19 protein-coding genes and 1 tRNA gene are annotated in these 16,854 nt (G+C 64.3%); 15 read left to right on the top strand and 5 right to left on the bottom strand.

What is annotated here, in order from left to right; all coding sequences use genetic code 11:
- The first annotated feature begins 155 nt into the window (after nucleotides 1-155).
- Both galT and galK read left to right on the top strand, forming a co-directional pair.
- Nucleotides 156-1,298 carry a galactose-1-phosphate uridylyltransferase gene (gene galT, locus AC1L34_RS13050; RefSeq protein WP_424293423.1) on the top strand — a complete coding sequence of 381 codons (1,143 nt, stop codon included), beginning with the start codon at nucleotides 156-158 and terminating at the stop codon, nucleotides 1,296-1,298.
- On the top strand, nucleotides 1,295-2,377 hold the full coding sequence (galK, locus tag AC1L34_RS13045) for a galactokinase (RefSeq protein WP_424293424.1): 1,083 nt from the start codon (nucleotides 1,295-1,297) through the stop codon (nucleotides 2,375-2,377). The genes galT and galK overlap by 4 nt, the downstream gene beginning before the upstream one ends.
- A gap of 61 nt (nucleotides 2,378-2,438) precedes the next feature.
- On the opposite strand, the gene pcaD is transcribed toward galK, so the two are convergent.
- Nucleotides 2,439-3,212 carry a 3-oxoadipate enol-lactonase gene (pcaD, locus tag AC1L34_RS13040; protein ID WP_424293425.1) on the bottom strand — a complete coding sequence of 258 codons (774 nt, stop codon included), beginning with the start codon at nucleotides 3,210-3,212 and terminating at the stop codon, nucleotides 2,439-2,441.
- A gap of 76 nt (nucleotides 3,213-3,288) precedes the next feature.
- On the opposite strand from pcaD, the gene AC1L34_RS13035 reads away from it, so the two are divergent.
- The 6 genes from AC1L34_RS13035 (at nucleotide 3,289) to AC1L34_RS13010 (ending at nucleotide 8,151) form a co-directional block, all read left to right on the top strand.
- Nucleotides 3,289-4,176, top strand: coding sequence for a LysR substrate-binding domain-containing protein (locus AC1L34_RS13035; RefSeq protein ID WP_424293426.1), 888 nt, complete (start codon nucleotides 3,289-3,291; stop codon nucleotides 4,174-4,176).
- A 153-nt stretch (nucleotides 4,177-4,329) separates the two neighbouring features.
- On the top strand, nucleotides 4,330-5,433 hold the full coding sequence (locus AC1L34_RS13030; RefSeq protein WP_424293986.1) for a mandelate racemase/muconate lactonizing enzyme family protein: 1,104 nt from the start codon (nucleotides 4,330-4,332) through the stop codon (nucleotides 5,431-5,433).
- 59 nt (nucleotides 5,434-5,492) lie between these two features.
- The gene (gene catA, locus AC1L34_RS13025; protein ID WP_424293977.1) at nucleotides 5,493-6,350 is read left to right on the top strand and encodes a catechol 1,2-dioxygenase; all 858 of its coding nucleotides are present in this window, start codon (nucleotides 5,493-5,495) and stop codon (nucleotides 6,348-6,350) included.
- A 6-nt stretch (nucleotides 6,351-6,356) separates the two neighbouring features.
- A complete protein-coding gene (gene catC / locus AC1L34_RS13020; protein WP_424293978.1) occupies nucleotides 6,357-6,641 on the top strand; it encodes a muconolactone Delta-isomerase in 285 nt (94 codons plus the stop codon).
- Between the two features lie 136 nt (nucleotides 6,642-6,777).
- Nucleotides 6,778-7,491, top strand: coding sequence for a hypothetical protein (locus tag AC1L34_RS13015; RefSeq protein ID WP_424293979.1), 714 nt, complete (start codon nucleotides 6,778-6,780; stop codon nucleotides 7,489-7,491).
- A gap of 60 nt (nucleotides 7,492-7,551) precedes the next feature.
- Nucleotides 7,552-8,151, top strand: a complete 600-nt coding sequence (locus AC1L34_RS13010; RefSeq protein ID WP_424293980.1) for a putative glycolipid-binding domain-containing protein — start codon at nucleotides 7,552-7,554, stop codon at nucleotides 8,149-8,151.
- A gap of 9 nt (nucleotides 8,152-8,160) precedes the next feature.
- Here the strand turns inward: AC1L34_RS13010 and AC1L34_RS13005 are convergent, their stop codons facing one another.
- Nucleotides 8,161-9,132: a prephenate dehydrogenase gene (locus AC1L34_RS13005; protein WP_480034834.1), complete on the bottom strand. Its 972-nt coding sequence runs from the start codon at nucleotides 9,130-9,132 to the stop codon at nucleotides 8,161-8,163.
- Between the two features lie 51 nt (nucleotides 9,133-9,183).
- Here AC1L34_RS13005 and AC1L34_RS13000 point away from each other — a divergent pair, with 51 nt between their 5' ends.
- The 5 genes from AC1L34_RS13000 (at nucleotide 9,184) to AC1L34_RS12980 (ending at nucleotide 11,652) form a co-directional block, all read left to right on the top strand.
- Nucleotides 9,184-9,705 (top strand): tRNA adenosine deaminase-associated protein, encoded by a 522-nt coding sequence (locus AC1L34_RS13000; protein WP_424293982.1) that lies wholly within the window; start codon nucleotides 9,184-9,186, stop codon nucleotides 9,703-9,705.
- A gap of 85 nt (nucleotides 9,706-9,790) precedes the next feature.
- Nucleotides 9,791-10,228 (top strand): nucleoside deaminase, encoded by a 438-nt coding sequence (locus tag AC1L34_RS12995; RefSeq protein WP_424293987.1) that lies wholly within the window; start codon nucleotides 9,791-9,793, stop codon nucleotides 10,226-10,228.
- 110 nt (nucleotides 10,229-10,338) lie between these two features.
- Complete coding sequence (locus AC1L34_RS12990; RefSeq protein WP_424293983.1) at nucleotides 10,339-10,608, top strand: hypothetical protein; 270 nt, start codon at nucleotides 10,339-10,341, stop codon at nucleotides 10,606-10,608.
- A gap of 56 nt (nucleotides 10,609-10,664) precedes the next feature.
- Nucleotides 10,665-10,752, top strand: a tRNA-Ser gene (locus AC1L34_RS12985).
- Nucleotides 10,753-10,995: 243 nt separating this feature from the next.
- Nucleotides 10,996-11,652, top strand: a complete 657-nt coding sequence (locus AC1L34_RS12980) for a hypothetical protein (RefSeq protein ID WP_424293984.1) — start codon at nucleotides 10,996-10,998, stop codon at nucleotides 11,650-11,652.
- Nucleotides 11,653-11,757: 105 nt separating this feature from the next.
- Here the strand turns inward: AC1L34_RS12980 and AC1L34_RS12975 are convergent, their stop codons facing one another.
- Nucleotides 11,758-12,831 (bottom strand): D-alanine--D-alanine ligase family protein, encoded by a 1,074-nt coding sequence (locus AC1L34_RS12975; RefSeq protein WP_424293985.1) that lies wholly within the window; start codon nucleotides 12,829-12,831, stop codon nucleotides 11,758-11,760.
- Nucleotides 12,832-12,870: 39 nt separating this feature from the next.
- Here AC1L34_RS12975 and AC1L34_RS12970 point away from each other — a divergent pair, with 39 nt between their 5' ends.
- Nucleotides 12,871-14,190 (top strand): UDP-N-acetylmuramoyl-tripeptide--D-alanyl-D-alanine ligase, encoded by a 1,320-nt coding sequence (locus AC1L34_RS12970; protein WP_424322797.1) that lies wholly within the window; start codon nucleotides 12,871-12,873, stop codon nucleotides 14,188-14,190.
- 7 nt (nucleotides 14,191-14,197) lie between these two features.
- Here AC1L34_RS12970 and AC1L34_RS12965 read toward each other — a convergent pair whose 3' ends face one another.
- Nucleotides 14,198-14,647 carry a hypothetical protein gene (locus AC1L34_RS12965; protein ID WP_424296982.1) on the bottom strand — a complete coding sequence of 150 codons (450 nt, stop codon included), beginning with the start codon at nucleotides 14,645-14,647 and terminating at the stop codon, nucleotides 14,198-14,200.
- Nucleotides 14,648-14,691: 44 nt separating this feature from the next.
- Here AC1L34_RS12965 and tgt point away from each other — a divergent pair, with 44 nt between their 5' ends.
- On the top strand, nucleotides 14,692-15,942 hold the full coding sequence (tgt, locus tag AC1L34_RS12960; RefSeq protein ID WP_424296980.1) for a tRNA guanosine(34) transglycosylase Tgt: 1,251 nt from the start codon (nucleotides 14,692-14,694) through the stop codon (nucleotides 15,940-15,942).
- Nucleotide 15,943: 1 nt separating this feature from the next.
- Here tgt and gluQRS read toward each other — a convergent pair whose 3' ends face one another.
- A complete protein-coding gene (gluQRS, locus tag AC1L34_RS12955; RefSeq protein ID WP_424296978.1) occupies nucleotides 15,944-16,852 on the bottom strand; it encodes a tRNA glutamyl-Q(34) synthetase GluQRS in 909 nt (302 codons plus the stop codon).
- Nucleotides 16,853-16,854: the final 2 nt, after the last annotated feature.

Raw genomic sequence — 16,854 nt, 5'->3', positions numbered from 1 at the left:
AGAACGCAGGTCAGAGATTCTCTGGCCTGCGTTTCTCGTTGTGGGGGCAGCATGCAATTCGTGACTGGCGGGCACAGACTTGCTCCGGGACGACGGACTCGTGATCCAGGCCGGGGACACTGTTGGTCGGGAGTCGAGACTGCGAAGGGAACCCGATGAATCACGCACGAGGGCGGGTGTTGCCCGAACCGCAACGCCGCCTGCTGGCAGACGGTCGCCAGATCGCGTACTTCTCCAACGCTGAGACGCCGCCGGAGCCCGGCGTCGACCGCCGCGAGTTCACCCCGCGACCCACCTCCTCGCCGACCCACCTGCGCCGCGACCCCCGGACCGGAACGTGGGTCATGATGGCCCCGGCGCGCCAGGACCGCACCTACAAGCCGCCACGCAATATGTGTCCGCTGTGCCCGGACGAGACGGGACAATCCAGCGAGGTGCCCGGCACGTCGTACGACGTCGCGGTCTTCGAGAACCGCTTTCCCTCGCTGTCTACGGCCAGCGTTGGCAGCGACTTCACACTCCCTGCACCGATCACGGACTTGGAAGTCCAGGCGCCCGGCTACGGGCGCTGCGAGGTGGTCTGTTTCACCGACCGGCACGACGGCTCGTTCGCCGAGCTGACGGTGGATCAGGCACGCCTGGTGATCGACGCCTGGTCGGAGCGGACCGTCGACCTGCTGAGTCGCGACGGCGTCGAAGAGGTGTTCTGCTTTGAGAACCGCGGCGAGGAAATCGGAGTGACTCTGGCCCACCCGCACGGACAGATTTATGCCTACCCTTTTCTGACCGAGCGCACGGCGGCACTGCTGGCCGAGGCTCAGCGATATCACGCAGCATCCGGTCGCGACCTCTTTGAGTCGATCCTTGACGCCGAGCGGGCGGACGGGCGACGGATTCTGCTGCAGACCGAACACACGACGGCGTTTGTGCCGTACGCCGCGCGCTGGCCCGTCGAAGTGCACGTCTATTCAAATCGCAAGGTCGGCCAGTTGGCGGAGCTCACCGAGGCCGAAGCCGACGACCTTGCCCGCACATATCTGACGGTATTGCGCGCATTCGACGCCCTCTACGACGAGCCGTTGCCGTACATCGCGTCGTGGAACCAGTTCGGCCCCACCGTCGACGGTCGGTTGCATGCCGAGCTGTTCTCGATTCGACGCAGCCGCGACAAGCTTAAATATCTGGCGGGCTCGGAGTCCGCACGCGGTGCCTTCGTCACCGACAAGACACCGGAGACAATTGCCGCCGAACTGCGGGCAGTGTTGCCTGCCATCGAGACAGTCGAGGAGGGGGCATGACGGTCATCGGCGCGTTTGCGCCGGGCCGTGTCAACTTGATTGGCGAACACACCGACTACAACCTCGGGTTCGCGCTTCCCATCGCCTTGGAGCTTGGCACGACCGTCATGTTCACTCCCGACGGTTCTGCGGCGATCACCGCAGTCTCGGACTCGGAGACCGCGTCGTCAGTGATTCCGCTGACGACGGCACCCGGTGGCGTCACCGGCTGGGGTGCGTACGTCGCTGGCTGCGTGTGGGTGCTGGGAGAGGGCGGTATCGCCGTGCCTGGCGGTCGCTTGGAAGTGTCGTCGGATGTTCCGGTTGGTGCGGGACTGTCGTCGTCTGCGGCGCTCGAGTGTGCGGTGCTGCTCGCGCTGACGTCGGCAGCTGACGGTCCGGTTCCCGACCGCATTGCGTTGGCGAAACTGGCCCAGCGGGCCGAGAATCACTACGTCGGTGCACCCACCGGCCTTCTCGACCAGTTGGCAAGCCTGTGCGCGGAACCGGACGCGGCGCTGCTGGTCGACTTCCAATCGCTGGACCTAACAACGGTTCCCGCAGACTTTGGCGATTGCTATCGGCTGCTGGTGATTGACTCGCGGGCCCCGCATCGGCACGCGGACGGCGAGTACGCGGCCCGTCGGTCCGTGTGCGCGGCAGCGGCGGCGGAGTTGGGCCTCGACAGTCTGCGGGACGCCGCACCCGACGACTGGCGGCGGCTCGTCGATCCGGTGCAAGCTGCCCGGGCCCGTCACGTGATCACCGAGAACGCTCGAGTCGTCGATGCTGCCGACGCCCTGCGGGCCAGTGACTATGCGCGGTTCGGGGCCTTGATGAATGCCTCGCATATTTCGATGCGTGATGACTTCGCCATCACGACCGACCAGATCGACTTGATTGCCGGCACCGCCGCCGCCATGGGAGCGATTGGCGCGCGGATGACCGGTGGCGGCTTCGGTGGCTCGGTGATCGCCCTCGCGAGCGCCGAGGCAGCCGAGCGGATCATCGCGGATCTGCCGACTGCCGTTGTGGATGCCAGGTTCAACGAACCAACGGTGCGCGCGGTCCGCCCCGGCGCGGGTGCCCATCTGCTCTAGCCCGGAGCGGGCGAGGACTGCGTGTGATCGCCAGCGCGTTGAGGGCGGCCCAGGCTGACCGCTAGCTACGCAGGTGCTCGACGATCGCCGGTGTAACGATCTCCGGTTGCTGAGCGTTGGCGAGGTGAGCCGATTCGGGGACCACCAGCAGGCGTCCGTCCGAGATGTTGTCGACGATCGCGCGGAGGGAGTCTGGCCCGGTGGCGGGGTCTTCGGCACCGGCGATCGCGAGGGTGGGTGCGCTGATCGCGGCGAGATCATCGCGCAGATCCATCGCGGCGATGGCTTCGCAGCAGCCCGCGTAACCCTCGTCGGGAGTGGCGGCGACCATAGCCTCGTATGACTGCTTCCGGTCGACGTTAGCCGTCAGGTAGTCGGGGGTAAACCAACGACTGACCACAGCCTCGGCAATGGAAGCGATACCGTTGGCTCGGACGGTGGCGGCACGATCAAGCCAGCCCTGGGCGGGCGGCATGTGCGCGCTCGTGCACAGCAGCACCATGCGGTCGACGCGTTCGGGATTGCGGGCCGCGAGACGCATGCCGGTCATACCGCCGAGCGACAGCCCCACGAAGTGCGCGCGCTCGATGCCGAGTCCATCGAGGAGGGCAACGACGTCGTCGGCTAACTCATCGATCGAATACGGGCCCGCCGGAACGGGACTGGAGCCGTGGCCGCGGGTGTCGTAGCGGATCACCTGAAAATGCTCTTCCAGTGCGCTGACCTGTGTGTCCCACATGCGGTGGGTTGCGCCGAGGGAACTTGACAGGATTACGGCGGGCCGATCGGGACGGCCGGAAATCACGGTGTGAACATCAACAGTCTCGTTCGTCATGGATCCACCCTAGGTTCAGCGATACATACTGTGAAGTACACATTTCACTCTGGCTGAAACTGAGACGGTATCAATCATGGAGCTTCGTCACCTGCGATATTTCCGCGTTGTCGCCGAAGAACTGCACTTCCGGCGGGCTGCGGAACGACTGCACATCGCGCAACCCCCGCTGTCGGCGCAGATTCGACAACTCGAGGAGGAACTCGGCGTTCAACTCTTGAAGCGGTCGACGCGGCGGGTGGAACTGACACCGGCCGGAGTGGTCTACCTGGAACGGGTCCGCGAAATCCTGGATGCCGTCGATGCGGCGGGCGATCAAGCGCTGCGGGTTGCCGAAGGCTCGCAGGGCAGTCTGTCGATTGGCTGTGTCGGATCGGCCACCTATTCGCTTTTTCCCCGATTGGTCCGGGCGCTGCGCGACGAAATGCCGGGTGTTGATCTCAGTATCCGCGGCGAGATGCTCGCACCGGATCAACTGGCGGCAGTGGAAGCCGGACAGATTGATCTGGCGCTGCTTCGACCACCCATTGCCAGCTCGCGGGTGGTGCTGGAAACGATGCGTCGCGATCGGCTGATTGCCCTCTTGCCTGACAGTCATCGCCTAGCGGACCGTGCCGAGCTCGACATCGCTGATCTCCGCGACGACGATTTCGTCGCTCACGCCGGGCGTGGCCGTTCAGTGATGAGCGGACTGGTCACCGGGATGTGTGCCGATGCGGGGTTTGTTCCGCGCATTCGGCACGAGGTTGCCGAGACGTCCACGCTGGTGACGTTGGTGGCGGCCGGCCTTGGGGTCGCGGTGGTTCCGGAGCCGACGGCGGCCCTCGATATCGCTGGCGTCTGCTACCGCCCGCTCACGCCGGAAGTCGGAGCGGATTTGGCGGCGGCTTGGATTCCGGGTTCGTCACCGCTGGTGGATCGAGCGGTCGCGGTGGTCCGCCGGGTTGCCGCTGTCCCCAATTGAGAAACAAAAAGTCTTAATCATCGAAAACCATGTACTGGTCTTGTATGGATAGACGCCCTACCGTAGTTGATGAATGATCCACATCACACCGTGGCGACCGCTGGCGGTCGACGGCGATGTGTGGTCGAGCAACTGCCGATGGGAGAAAAGAAGGTGAAAATCACCCGGGTGGAATCGATTCCCTTCTCGATTCCCTACCGCAAACCGCTGCATTTCGCGTCCGGCGAAGTTTATGCCGCCGAACATGTCTTGGTGCGCGTGCACACGGACGATGGGGTGGTTGGGGTCGCTGAGGCGCCGCCTCGTCCGTATACCTATGGCGAGACTCAACGGGGGATCGTCGCCGTAATCGAGGATGTTTTTGCCGCCCAATTGCAGGGCCTTACCCTGCTCGAGCGTGAGCAGGTTGGTGCGCGGCTAGCGCGGACCATCGGGAATCCGACCGCAAAATCAGCTATCGACATGGCAATGTGGGATGCCCTCGGCAAAACACTCAAGCTCCCAGTTTCGGAGTTGCTTGGCGGGTACACCGACCGCATGCGGGTGAGCCACATGCTTGGTTTCGACGAGCCGACGACCATGGTCGCCGAAGCCCAACGGATGCTCGACACCTACGGCATTTCCACCTTCAAAGTGAAGGTCGGTCGGAGTCCGGCCAAACTCGACACCGCCGTCGTCCGGGCCCTTCGTGAGCACTTCGGCGACACGATCGAACTGTACGTCGACGGAAACCGCGGTTGGACGGCCGCCGAGTCGGCACGAGCCATGCGTGAGATGTCCGACCTCGGGCTACTGTTCGCCGAAGAACTCTGCCCCGCCGACGACGTCCTCGGTCGACGGTGGCTCGTCGGGCAACTCGATATTCCATTCATCGCCGACGAGTCAGTCCCCACCCCGGCGGACGTGACGCGGGAAATCCTCGGTGGCTCGGCGACCGCGATCAACATCAAGACGGCCCGCACCGGGTTCACCCAGTCGATGCGGGTGCATCACCTTGCCGAGGGCCTCGGGGTCGAAATGGTGCTCGGCAACCAGATCGACGGCCAAATTGGCACGGCCTGTGCGGTGGCCTTCGGAACCGCCTTCAAGGCCACGTCGTCGTACGCCGGCGAACTGTCGAACTTCCTCGACATGAGCGACGACCTGCTGACCGAGCCCCTGCAGATCCGCGATGGCTACCTACAGCGATCGTCGTGTCCGGGCCTTGGCATCGAGGTCGATGAAGACAAACTCGAGCACTACCGAACCGATAGATAAAGATCTCCACCTCCCCAGCCCCACCGTTAACACCGCCTTCCCAACGAGGAGAAGAACAGATGACCACTACCGAACACAGCCCCAGCGCCGCAGCTTCCGGTGCCTCCGCGACCGAGCGCTTCCACCAGGACAAGTCACCGTACGAGGCCGTCAAAGACGTCGCCCCGGAGCGCGTCAACAAGTTGGCGCAACAGGTTCTCGCTGGCGTGCACCAGACCATCCGCGACAACAATGTCACCTACGACGAGTACAACGCCCTCAAGGCGTGGATGATCCAGGTCGGTCAGGACGGCGAATGGCCACTGTTCCTCGACGTCTGGGTGGAGCATGTCGTCGAAGACGTGAACACCTCGCACCGCCACGGCAACAAGGGCTCCATCGAAGGGCCGTACTACGTACCGAACGCACCCGAGCAGGGTGCCGACGGCGTCCTCCCGATGCGGGACGGTGAAGCCGGCGACCGCCTGGTGTGGGATGGCCAAATCACTTCGACCGACGGCACTCCGCTGAAGGGCAAGGTGGAACTCTGGCACGCCGACAGCGACGGCTACTACTCGCAGTTTGCACCCGACATCCCCGAGTGGAACCTTCGCGGCTCCTTCTCTACCGGCGACGACGGCAAGTTTCACATCACCACGATTCGTCCCGCGCCCTACCAGATTCCGACCGACGGCTCGTGCGGCAAGCTCATCGCGGCCGCGGGCTGGCACGCCTGGCGTCCGGCTCACCTGCACGTCAAGGTATCTGCCCCCGGCCACGAACTGCTGACCGCGCAGCTGTACTTCCCGGGCGACCCGCACAACGGCGACGACATCGCCGACGCGGTGAAGCCGGAACTGATGCTGGAGCCGAAGGGCGACGGCCAGGGCGGCTTCACGATCGACTACGGCTTCGCGCTGGATCCGGTGCAGGGCTGATCGACGATGCTCTTTCACGTTCGGATGGATGTTCACCTGCCGCACGACATGGATCCCGCGGTGCGCGAGGACACGCTCGCCCGCGAGAAGGCGTACTCGCAGGAGTTGCAGCGCGCCGGGAAGTGGCCCGAGATTTGGCGCATCGTCGGCGAGTACGCCAACATCTCGATCTTTGATGTTGAGTCGAACGACGAACTGCACCAACTGCTATCGGGGCTGCCACTGTTCCCCTTTATGAAGATCACGGTGATGCCGCTGGCGGTACACGCGTCCGATGTCAAGGCTGGATAGTCAGCACATCGGCAATACTCAAGAACATGGCACCCGCGGCGACCAATTTGGTGGCTGCGGGTGCCACCCGTCTGCAGTGATTCTGGCACCATCGAATTGCACGGTTTATTAGCGCAGCATGTTCGAGGGAGAGATCGTGGACCGGTCAGTCGGTGCGAAGGCGGACGGGCAGTCGGCGCCGGACTATCGGCGACCGGTGGCACCGGGACAGTCGTACCCGCCGCTCGGCTACAGTGACCGCGGCGCACCCCTGTTCACCTACGACGACCGCGAGCGGGCGTTGGCGGGGCCACAACCGGTGGTCGTAGCGCCCGAACCTGAACCGCAACCACCGATGGTCGAACCGCAACCGCCGGACCGTCGCCGCAATCTCGCGATTGGGGTCGGGGTGATTGCGGTGGCGATCCTTTGTTTGGCGTTGGCTTTTCAAACGTTTGGTCGCGGTAATGCAAACGATTCGGTTACCCGCGCCGATCCACCCGCAACCCAATCCACTGACGACCCGTATCTGCAGGGCATTCCGGACGGTCCGGAGTCGACGGTTCCGCGCGATCCCAGCGCCGCTCCGTCGACCGTGCCCGGAGATGCGAGCGTGGTTTACGAAGTGGAGTCCGGCAGGGCGACGGTCCTGTATGTGGACGGTGCCGATGTAAAGATTGCGAGCAGCCGCGGCGGAGTGTGGAAGCAATCGGTCGGGCGCGGCACCAACGCGCTGTTCCGCATCACCGTCGTCCCATCCGACGCTGAGCCGGTCAAGTGCACGATCACGATCGACGGGAAGGTTGTGGACCAGCAATCCAGCGCCAATCAGCAGACTTCTGGAATGGTGACCTGCCGTTTTGAGGGCTGATGGGTGGGCGCCTCTTGGCCGCCCCGCCTATTTTGTTGCGGCGAGGGCTACCGTGAGGGGGTGACTTCCTTCGATGCGTCGCCGACTGATGCCGGCGTCAAAGCGATGCTGACCTGGCGCAGCTCCGACAACAGCCGACTCGAGCAGGTTCGACTCAATCTCAACGGATCGCGGGTGCGCGCTTACGGGCGCATTGTGGCTGCGGCAACAGACGATAGTGCGGCGTACTCCGCGTCGTATGAACTGGTTACCAACGATTCCGGCGTGACGCGTCGCCTTTCCGTTCGGGTGCTGCGCGCCGACGGTGACAGCGCTCTCGATCTGAGCCGCGACATGGACGGCCGGTGGATGGTGCAAACCCCGACCAGTACGGTTCGCAGCGACTTCGACGGTGCCGAGGTGGTCGACCTGGAACTCTCACCGTTCTTCAAGGGACTGCCGGTTCGCCGCTTCGGTATCACCCCGGGAGTGCGCCGCACGGACCTTCCGGTCGTCACGCTCCGCCTCCCCGACTGTGAAATCGATTCGCTGACCAAGAGTTACGTCGGGCTTGCCGACGGCCGCGTGGAAGTGATCGGGCCGAAGGGCTCGAAGTTCCTGACGGTCAATGATGCCGGGGTGGTCAGTGACTACTCGGGCATCGCCAGCCTCATCGGGTAGTCGAAGCGGCTAGCCGACCCAGACTTTTCCGCGGTGGGCTTGCCGACGAAGTTCTTCCTGCCAGCCGTCGTCGCCGACCGTCACGCCCGTGATGGCTTGCGGCTGGGCGTTGGCGATCGCTTCGTATTTGGCGCGAGCACGATGGCCATCGTCGATGATCGCCGCCACGTCACCGTTGTCACGTAACGCGTCGCGGGCGGCCGTGAGACGGTCGATGGTGGTGCTCAAGGTGTTCAGCAGTGCGATGGAGTTCGCTTCGAGCATGGCGCGCTGAAGGTCGGGGGCCGTGCCTGCCACCCGGGTCCCGTCGCGGAAGCTGCCTGCGGCCAGACGGAGCGCCAGATCGCTTTCGCCAGCACCGACGGTGGCAGTGACGGCAGCCATCAGATGTGGGTTGTGCGAGATGGCGGCGGCGGCGCGGTCGTGGGCGTCGTTGGCCGCGGGCACCACATAGGAGCCTGCGGCGCGGGCCAGGTGCGCCACTGCGAGCCAATCGTCGGCATCGGTGTGGTCGTCGGTCGTCACCATCCACATGGCGCCGTCAAACAGGCTGGGATCAGTGGCCAACCAGCCAGAGTGCGCGGTCCCGGCCATCGGGTGCCCCCCGATGTAGCGACCGTGGGGATGCAGGCGAGCGATCAGATACGCGACCTCTTCCTTCACGCTGATCACATCGGTGAGCAGGCACGACGGCGCGTGATCGCGGATCGCTTCCACCATCGTCGTGGCTGCGGTGAATGGCGTCGCGAGGACGATCAGAGCGTCGGACTCGGCCGCCTCGCGCAACACCGCGACAAGGTCGCTGGAGGCGGTGTAACCGTCGGCGGCGGCCGCGTCGACGGTGGCGACGGAGCGGTTGTAACCGAAGGTGCGGTGGCCCGTGTCGGAGAGGCGGCGCAGCAGTGACCCGCCGATCAAACCGAGGCCGAGGACGCAGATGGGGCGAGTGAGTGCAGCAGACACAAACCCAGCGTGGCACATTCGCGTGAATCTAACTTGGGAGAGTCCTCAAAAGCGGCTACCGTGGCGAGCATGGCGAAGCCTGATGCGCAGAGCGAATACGACGATGTCGATGGTTTTGCCGTGGCGGTGGTCCGCGAAGAGGCCGGGTGGAAGGTGACCGCGCTCGCGCCGTCGGCCCTTGACAGCGTCGACGATGCCGAACTTCAACTCCGTGAACTCCGCGCCCCGGGTGCGGTGTTTGGGCTCCTCGACGTCGACGACGAGTTCTTCATCATCGTGCGTCCGTCGCCCGCGGGTGCGCGGTTGGTGCTTTCGGATGCGACGGCGGCCGTCGACTACGACGTCGCCGCAGATGTCCTCGACGCTCTTCACATCGACATTCCCGATCTGGATCCGGACGAACTCGACGATGTTGACCCGTGGGAGGAAGGCGACCTGGCGATCCTGACCGACCTGGGCTTGCCGGATGCGGTCCTCAGCATCATTCTTGGCGACACTGACCTCTACGCCGATGAGCAAATCGGCATGATTGCGGCGCGCATGGGTTTTGCCGATGAATTGTCGGCTGTGCTCGACAAACTCGGCCGCTAACACCGCTATGACATCCCGCGCAGCCACCCCCGCAGCCGCCGGGTCGCGCCCGGATCGGGGGCAGGTTGATCGACTCGCCGAGTCGATGATGTCCGCGGCCCTCGATGCGGCGCGCACCGCCGATCCCGCTGACGTGCCGATCGGCGCGGTGATCTTTGGCCCGGACGGGACGGAACTGGCGCGGGCGTCGAACCGACGTGAGGCGGACGGCGACCCCACCGCTCACGCCGAGATTCTGGCGTTGCGGGCTGCCGCGCGCGTTTTCGGCGACGGGTGGCGGCTGTCCGGGTGCACCCTGGTGGTGACTGTGGAGCCGTGCACGATGTGTGCGGGCGCGATCGCTTTGGCGCGCGTGTCCCAAGTGGTCTTCGGCGCGTGGGAGCCAAAGACCGGCGCTGTGGGGTCGCTGTGGGACGTGCTGCGAGATGAACGCCAGATGCATCGACCGGAAGTGCTGTCGGGCGTGCGTGAGGACGAATGCGGGGCGCTCGTGCGGGAGTTCTTTTCCGAGCGTCGGGGTTAACCCTGACCCGGCCCTGATCTTTTCGTTAGGCCTCACCACTTCGTGGCGGACTGTGGCAGATTTGGAGATGCGATCGTGCCGAGGTGCAGGTCGCGGAAGGGGAAAACCACATGTCGGATCCAATGGACAAGATCAGCGAGGCCCTGGCGACCGCGGCAGGCAAGCTCGACGAGTTCGCGAAGAGCGAGCAAGTGCAAGGCGCCGTCGACAGTGCCAAGGAGAAGCTGTCGGAGATCGCGAACAATGATCAGGTGCAGGGCGCGGTCGAGACGGCAAAGACCAAACTGAACGAGATCGCGAACAACGAGCAGGTGCAGAGCGCCGTCGAGACTGCCAAGACTAAGGTCGGCGAAATCGCCGACAAGCTTTCCGGCCACTAAAGGTGCTCTGACCAGCCGATTTCGTACTGATGAACCACTGCGGTACAGTTTTCCGCGGTGGCGTGTCCGAGCGGCCGAAGGTGCAGCACTCGAAATGCTGTGTACGGTGACCCCGTACCGAGGGTTCAAATCCCTCCGCCACCGCGCAAGGCCCTGATCTGCTAATGCAGGTCAGGGCCTTTTTCATGCTTGTTCCCGCATTGCCGCACACAGGGGATTCTGAGGACCCGACGCGGAACGTGCTTCAAAGCAAGTTCGACCCACCATCAGTGGAGGTCAGCTGCTGTAAACCAGCGATTCTGTGCACATCTTCTGCCCTCTAACGGCTATGGTCATTTGCGATGATTGCCGGACGGCGATCGACGGTCTTATCAAGGGGAGAGTCACATGCGAATCAAGAATCGGGTGTACGCGGTTGCAGCCGCGGCGTCAGCCGCAGCCTTGCTGGTTACCGGATGTAGTTCAGGGGACTCGAACGACAACGCGGCCTCGGCAACACCGACAACCAGCGCGGCATCGCCCGGCGACACGGCAGTGGCCGGAGATTGCGCAACGCCGTCGGGCAAGGTGACCGATGCGAACCATCAGCCCGGAGAGCCCACCTTCGGCCTCCTGACGCTGCCCGGATGGGACCGAGTCACCTCGGCCGATAGTGACGTGGTGCGACTTGCCGTTCGGAACGCGGACTTGCGGTCGGGCAACTTTTCGCCGAATGCGGTCGTGACCGTCGAGAAATCGCCAGTTTCGGACATCGAGAGCGAAACCGAGCGGCAGATCGAGGGGCTGAAGCAGTCCACCGTTTCGCCGACCGACATCAAGACTGAGGCCCCCACAACCACCTGTGGCTTCCCAAGTCAGACGCTGACCTACTCGATGAAGAACCAGGCCGGCAGCATGTCGTCGGTGACCGCAACCATCTTCATGGTGCCGAATGCGACCGGTTCCACGGTGGCTGTGTTGACGATGCAGACCACCGAACCCGATAACGAGGAGTATCAGGCGGCGGTGAAGCAGATGATCGAGGAATTCCAGATCGAGAAGTAGTACTGCTGACAAAGGCGTCCCCGAGAGCGGGTGTCGAGGGAGAATCTCCCTCGGTACTGGCTCTCGGGGACGTTTCTGTCTGTACCGGGTAAGTGACCGCTGGCGTCAGTGCTCAGTCGAGAACGAACTCCGACGCCGGTGCACTTCGAGCGCCAACGCCACGAGACGGTCAATGAGATCGGGGTAGGCGATCCCCGTCGCTTCCCACATCTTCGGGTACATCGATGATGGTGTGAACCCGGGAATCGTGTTGACCTCGTTGAGCAACCATCCACGACCACCCTCTTCGTAGAAGAAGTCGACACGGGCCATACCTGCGCAGCGCAGCGCGATAAATGCATCAGCCGCGTACTCGCGGATCTGCGCGATCGCATCTTCGGGCAGGGGAGCGGGGATCATGAGTTCGGCGGCGCCGGTCAGGTACTTGTCGGCGTAGTCGTAGAAGTCCGAACCGATCTTCACTTCACCGGGCAGTGAGGTGTCGGGTGCGGTGTTACCAAGGACCGCGACTTCAATCTCGCGTCCAACGACGGCCTCTTCGATGATGACGACATCGTCGTAGCGGAGGGCGTGATTGATGGCGGCGTCGAGTTCTTCGCGGTTTTGCGCGCGGCTCACGCCGACCGACGATCCCATGTTGGCGGGCTTGACGAACACGGGCATGCCCAGCTGTTCTTCGACGTCGGTGAGGATCTGGCGGGCATCGTCGACGCCGTCGCGGAAGGTGATCCACCGGCACTGGGGGATCCCGGCGCGTGCCGCGATCTCCTTGGTCATCGCCTTGTCCATGCACACGGATGAGGACAGGACGCCGCAGCCGACGTAGGGGAGCTTGAACAGTTCCAGCATGCCTTGGACGGTGCCGTCTTCGCCGTGCGGTCCATGCAGGAGGGGGAACACGACGGTCAGGTCCTCGGGTGGACCGTTCAGCACCTCGAACGGATTGACCGTGGGGCCTTCGATCTCCAGGCTGTTGGGTAGTTCCGCACCTGCGGCGATGGCCTCGGCGGCGGCGTCGTTGCGGTGCCACACGCCGCGTTGGTCGATGCCAACGGGGATGATGCGGTACTTGGTTCGGTCTGCGGCAGCCAACACATGTGCTGCGCTCACGCGGGAGACGTCGTGTTCTGCGGATACTCCGCCATAGAGGACGACAAGCCGGATGAGGGGAATGCTCATGGGTGCAACGATACGTGCACCCTTGTAGCGTAGTTCGACGTGCGCCTCTCAACTTCTCAGATCGCCGCCGCGACCGGCGGAACCCTCCATGGACCCGACGTTGACATCGATTCGGCCAGTATCGATTCGCGGTCGGTCCGTCGAGGTCAATTGTTTGTGCCGATTGTCGCCGCGCGCGACGGTCACGACTTCATTTCGGCGGCGGTCGAGTCCGGGGCGTCGGCGTACCTGACGGATCGGGCACCCGATGCGGCGGTCGATGCGACAGCGATCCAGGTGGCCGATACGGCGGAGGCGCTGGCGGACGTGGGCCGCGCGGTCCGCGCCCTGCTCCCGGGTCGGGTGGTTGGCGTTACCGGTTCGGTCGGTAAGACATCGACCAAAGACCTGCTGGCCGGCGTGCTGGAGACGACGTTTGTGACTGCGGCGAGCGCGAAGTCGTTTAACAACGAACTGGGGCTGCCGCTGACACTGGCCGGTGCGCCCGACAGCACCGAGGCCGTGGTCTTGGAGATGGGTGCCCGGGGCGTCGGCCACATTGCCCAACTGTGTTCGATCGCCTCACCGACGGTGGGGGTCCTGACTCGTGTCGAGGGCGTCCACCTGGAAATGTTCGGCACTATCGAAGATGTGGCACAGGCCAAGGGGGAGCTCATCGATTCGCTGCCCGCCGACGGTCTGGCGGTGTTGAACGCCGACGATCCGCGGGTGGCGGCAATGGCATCGCGAACCAGCGCACGAGTGCTCACATACGGCGTCGAGAATGCAGCGGACGTCTACGCCACCGACATCACCCTTGACGATGAACTGCGGGCGAGTTTCACCCTGCATAGCCCGTGGGGGCAAGCGCCGGTGAAGCTCGGTGCGCGCGGCGAACACCAGGTGGGCAATGCGCTGGCCGCTGCCGCCGCTGGCGGAGGTTTGGGAGTGCCGCTCGACCAGATCGTCGAGGGTCTCTTCGCAGCCGAACTGTCGGGGCTGCGAATGGAAATGAGCACGACCGCGGCTGGCGTCACGATCGTGAACGACGCATACAACGCCAACCCCACGTCGATGGGTGCCGCACTAACTGCACTGGCGCGGCTCGATGCGAGCCGCAGGTATGCGGTCCTCGGCACCATGGCCGAACTCGGCGACGACAGCGCTGCTGCCCACCGAAGCGTCGCCAAACAGGCCCTTGACTTGGGCGTGACGGTCATTGCGGTCGACGAACCGCATTACGGAGACGGCGTGACGCACGTCGCCGGGGTCGACGGCGCGGTCGCTGCGCTGAGCGAACTCCAGCGCGGCGACGCGGTCCTGGTGAAGGGCAGCCGCGTCGCCGCCCTGGAACGTGTCGCCGACGCTCTGAGCGAGTAGTTCTCGATCAGTTCGGCATTAGTGCGAACGCCTGGCTGCCCTTGGTGCACCGGGCGAGTTCCCCGACCACCTTCGACGGTCCGCAGTCCCATCCGGAGACGGTTTGGGGTGCGCCGGTAGCGATCAGCGGGCCATACTCCTTCGCGATGGTTTTGGCGGTGTCGCACGAGACGTCACCTTCGACGATGTGAATTTGGAGGGCACCGTCCGGGCCCTTGGTGGCACCGCAGGTCTGATCGCCCTCAGCGGACCTGCTCGACGGCGCGGCATCCGCGGAAGTCGTCTTCGGCTTGGGGCCGCCAACCACGGGGATGCTGCTGTTCGCCGGTGGCGTCACCACAGTCGCCGACGAATCGGCGCTCGAGGTGGCATCGTTTTCCGACCCGCACGCCGTAGCTGTGAGGACCACTGAGAAGCCGAGGAACGCGGTCGCAAGCAGTTTCTTGGTGACAGTCATGGGCTCTACGCTAACGAATTTGAGCGTGTACGTGCACGACTGGGATGATGACGAGTGTGACTACCAGCCACTTCGCACCGCGCACGTCCCTACCCGGCACTGCCGGCCGTACGGGAACCATCACGACGCCGCACGGTCAGATCCAGACGCCAGCCTTTGTGCCGGTCGGAACCAAGGCGACTGTGAAGACGGTGCTGCCCGAATCGGTGGAGGCCCTTGGCGCGCAAGCCGTCCTCGCGAACGCCTATCACCTCTACCTGCAGCCGGGGCCGGAGATTGTCGACCGGGCGGGTGGCCTGGGCAAGTTCATGAACTGGCACGGCCCCACCTACACCGACAGCGGTGGCTTCCAGGTGATGTCGCTGGGCGTGGGCTTCAAGAAAGTCATCTCGATGGATGTTGTCGGCGAGCAGGACGACACCCGGATCGCCGAGGGGAAAGAGCGGCTCGCAAACGTCGACGACGATGGCGTCACGTTTAAATCGCACCTCGATGGTTCCAAGCATCGCTTTACGCCCGAGGTGTCGATGCAGATCCAGCACCAACTCGGTGCCGACATCATCTTTGCGTTCGACGAGCTCACCACGCTGATGAACACGCGTGGCTACCAGGAGAGTTCGTTGGAGCGCACCCGCCAGTGGGCTATCCGCTGCCTCGCCGAGCACAATCGACTCTCGGTTGAGCGGGACCATCGCCCGCAGCAGGCACTGTGGGGAGTGGTGCAGGGTGCCCAGTACGAGGACTTGCGCCGCAAGGCGACCCGCGACCTCGTCGAACTGAGTCGGATCGACCGGGAAAACGGCGGCAAGGGTTTCGGCGGCTACGGTATCGGGGGCGCGCTGGAGAAAGCGAACCTTGGGACCATCGTCGGATGGGTCACCGACGAGCTGCCCGACGACGCACCCCGTCACCTGTTGGGTATCAGCGAGCCCGACGATATTTTCACCGCGATCGAGAACGGCGCTGACACGTTTGACTGTGTTTCACCGACGCGTGTGGCACGTAACGGGGCGATCTATTCGTTCGACGGTCGTTACAACATCACAAATGCTAAGTACCGCGACGACTTCTCGCCGTTGGATGCCGAACTCGACAACTATTCGACGCAGTACACCCGCGCCTACCTGCATCACCTGTTCAAAGCCAAGGAAGGTCTCGCATCGACGTTGGCGACGTTGCACAACCTGTCGTTTACGGTCACCTTGGTTGAGCGTGCCCGCCACGCGATTGAGGCTGGCAACTACTTCGAGTACCGCGACGAATTTCTGCGACGGTATTACGCGGGCGCGAAGTAGGTCATTTCGGCGGGATAAAGATCCACGGTTCGCGGGGCAAAGCCGCGGGGTCAAAACGGGCGGCCAGCGTCTGCATCGTCACCGGCTCGCCCGGCGAAGCAAGCCCCAGCGACTCCGCGATCATCGACAGTGCACCCGCCGCGTCGATCCCGTGCTCGGCGAGGTCTTCGAGGGTCACCGCACCGTCGCGTTTGGCGAGGCGAACGTGCTTGTCGTTCAGCACCATCGGCACGTGCGCGTATTCGGGCGGCTGATGGTGCAGCAGTGTCGCCAGGTACGACTGCCGCGGTGCCGAACTGAGCAGGTCATCGCCGCGAACCACCTGGTCGATACCGGTAGTGGCGTCGTCGATGACGACGGCGAGATTGTAGGCGGGCGTGCCGTCGCCGCGGACGAGAACGAAGTCGTCGACGTCGCCGGTGTACTCGCCGTGCAGAGTGTCGTGGACGGTGAAGGTCGACACGTCGGCGCGCAAGCGGATGGCGGCGGGGCGGGATGCGCGTCGTTCGACCCGTTCAGCCCGAGTGAGGTCGCGGCAGGTTCCCGGGTACGCGCCCTGCGGGGAGTGCGGCGCGCTGGGGGCGTCGAGGATTTCTCGACGGGTGCAGTAGCACTCGAAAGTACGGTCGGCGGCGATGAGCTCGTCGACGATGCGACGGTATTCGGCCAGCCTGGCCGACTGGTAGACGATGGGCTCGTTCCAGGTGAGACCGAGGGCGGCGAGGTCGGTGAGTTGTCGGCGATCTGAGCCCGGTGCCACCCGGTCGAGATCTTCCATGCGAATCACGAAATCGCGGCCGCTGGCGTGGGCAAACAGCCACGCCAGGACCGCGGTCCGCAAGTTCCCGATATGTAGGTCGCCGGATGGCGATGGCGCAAAGCGACCTGCGGCAGGTGAAACCGATGGCATTC

This window comes from Gordonia sp. 34D (genome assembly GCF_056682775.1).
Note: the sequence above shows the minus strand (reverse complement) of the source record. Positions and strands in the feature narration are given on the sequence as shown.